The following is a 2,500-nucleotide window of genomic DNA, read 5'->3' on the forward strand; positions in this document are numbered from 1 at the left end:
CCGCCGTTTACCGGGGCTTCGATTCAAAGCTTGCACCTCTCCTCTTAACCTTCCGGCACCGGGCAGGCGTCAGACCCTATACGTCGCCTTGCGGCTTCGCAGAGCCCTGTGTTTTTGTTAAACAGTCGCCACCCCCTGGCTTGTGCCCCCCGATCATGGTTGCCCACAACCGGGGCCTCCTTATCCCGAAGTTACGGAGGCAATTTGCCGAGTTCCTTCAGCAGAGTTCTCTCAAGCGCCTTGGTATACTCTACCTGTCCACCTGTGTCGGTTTCGGGTACGGTCTCATGCGGAGGCTATTTCCTGGAACCGGTTCACTGCACACACAATCCGATAAGTGTGCACAATTTACCCGATCCGTCACCATCCGCTGGCTGGGGACTATTAACCCCATTCCCATCGACTACGCCTTTCGGCCTCGCCTTAGGGGCCGGCTAACCCTGCGCAGATTAACTTTACGCAGGAACCCTTGGACTTTCGGCGAGGGTGTCTCTCACACCCTTTATCGTTACTCATGTCAGCATTCGCACTTCCGATACCTCCAGGGCGCCTCACGGCTACCCCTTCACAGGCTTACGGAACGCTCCGCTACCGCGTGCTTTCGCACACCCGCAGCTTCGGCTCGTGGCTTGAGCCCCGGTACATCTTCGGCGCAGGAACCCTTGTCTAGACCAGTGAGCTGTTACGCTTTCTTTAAATGATGGCTGCTTCTAAGCCAACATCCTGGTTGTTTTGGGATCCCCACATCCTTTCCCACTTAGCCACGAATTAGGGGCCTTAGCTGGCGGTCAGGGTTGTTGCCCTCTTCACGACGGACGTTAGCACCCGCCGTGTGTCTCCCGAGCAGTACTTCCAGGTATTCGGAGTTTGGTTGGGTTTGGTAGGTCTGTGGGACCCCCTAGCCCATCCAGTGCTCTACCCCCTGGAGTATTCACTCGAGGCGCTACCTAAATAGCTTTCGCGGAGAACCAGCTATCTCCGGGTTTGGTTGGCCTTTCACCCCTAGCCACAGCTCATCCGAGACTTTTTCAACAGGCACCGGTTCGGCCCTCCAGTGCGTGTTACCGCACCTTCAGCCTGGCCATGGCTAGATCACCCGGTTTCGGGTCTAATCCGACGAACTGAACGCCCTGTTCAGACTCGCTTTCGCTGCGCCTACACCTACCGGCTTAAGCTCGCTCGCCAGACTAACTCGCTGACCCATTATACAAAAGGTACGCGGTCACCCAGGACGAACCTTGGGCTCCCACTGTTTGTAGGCATCCGGTTTCAGGAACTGTTTCACTCCCCTTGTCGGGGTGCTTTTCACCTTTCCCTCACGGTACTTGTTCGCTATCGGTCGCTGAGGAGTACTTAGGCTTGGAGGGTGGTCCCCCCAATTTCAGACAGGATTTCACGTGTCCCGCCCTACTCATGTCCTCAACCTTCGCCGTCCCGTACGGGGCTATCACCCATAACGCCAGCCGTTCCAGGCTGTTCCGGTAACGTCAGTCAAGGCACTGGCCTGATCCGCGTTCGCTCGCCACTACTAGCGGAGTCTCTGTTGATGTCCTTTCCTCCGGGTACTGAGATGTTTCAGTTCCCCGGGTTTGCCTCCCTTGCGGGATACTCCTTCGCAGGAGTGGGTTGCCCCATTCGGAGACCCATGGATCAAAGCTCGTTCGCAGCTCCCCATGGCTTTTCGCAGCGTACCACGTCCTTCATCGCCTCTCAGCGCCAAGGCATCCACCGAATGCCCTTAAGTCACTTGATCACTCTCATTATCGATGCTCACGCCCGCGTTTCACCACGCCGGCGCCAACACCGAGAAAGACCTCTCTCTCGAGTTCCGTCCGGGACCGGTGCGGTTAGCACCCAGCCATCCCTTCGCGCGTTCCAAAACCGTCTCTCGACGACCCCGGACGCAGGACACCGCGCCGATCCCCTTCACAGGAGACCCGCACGGTCCAAACGAACCTTCTCTTCACGATGACAGATCGAACAGGCGATCCCCATGCGGGAACCGCAAACTTGCTTCTTCAGCGGACTTTTGTAAGCGCCAGGATAACACCAGGCCGGTGGGCAGCAGGAGCCAGCCGCGTCGCGCGCAGGACCTCGAAGAGGTCCGAGCACGCGCCACAAAGAGCCCGGCCGGCGAAGCCAATCACGCGAAGCGGTGATTGGTGGAGCCAGACGGGATCGAACCGACGACCTCATGCTTGCAAAGCACGCGCTCTCCCAACTGAGCTATGGCCCCGTAAGGAGGTCTGGTGGGCCCGGAAAGATTTGAACTTTCGACCTCACGCTTATCAAGCGCGCGCTCTAACCAGCTGAGCTACGGGCCCAAACCCCGCTCCAGGCTCAGACGACAAAACCCACCAAGAGGCCCCATCGTCCGCCTTGCCTCGCAGGTCATCAGACCCACAAAGGCGCTCGTCCGCGAAGAAAGAGAAACGGAGACGGCGGGTCCCGCCTATGGATGTCAGGTCAAGGTCGTGAGAGACCCAGTTCCTGCATCCCG

The 2,500-nt window shown here is 58.4% G+C and carries 2 tRNA genes and 1 rRNA gene; all 3 read right to left on the minus strand.

The features are described 5' to 3' along the window. Window positions 1-1,753 (minus strand): 23S ribosomal RNA (locus KL771_RS28150); the annotation flags it as partial. Between the two features lie 407 nt (window positions 1,754-2,160). Continuing rightward, window positions 2,161-2,236: transfer RNA gene (locus tag KL771_RS28155), tRNA-Ala, on the minus strand. 11 nt (window positions 2,237-2,247) lie between these two features. Further along, window positions 2,248-2,324: transfer RNA gene (locus KL771_RS28160), tRNA-Ile, on the minus strand. Window positions 2,325-2,500: the final 176 nt, after the last annotated feature.

Origin of the sequence: Prosthecodimorpha staleyi (genome assembly GCF_018729455.1) — a bacterium.
Taxonomy (GTDB): Bacteria; Pseudomonadota; Alphaproteobacteria; order Rhizobiales; family Ancalomicrobiaceae; genus Prosthecodimorpha; species Prosthecodimorpha staleyi.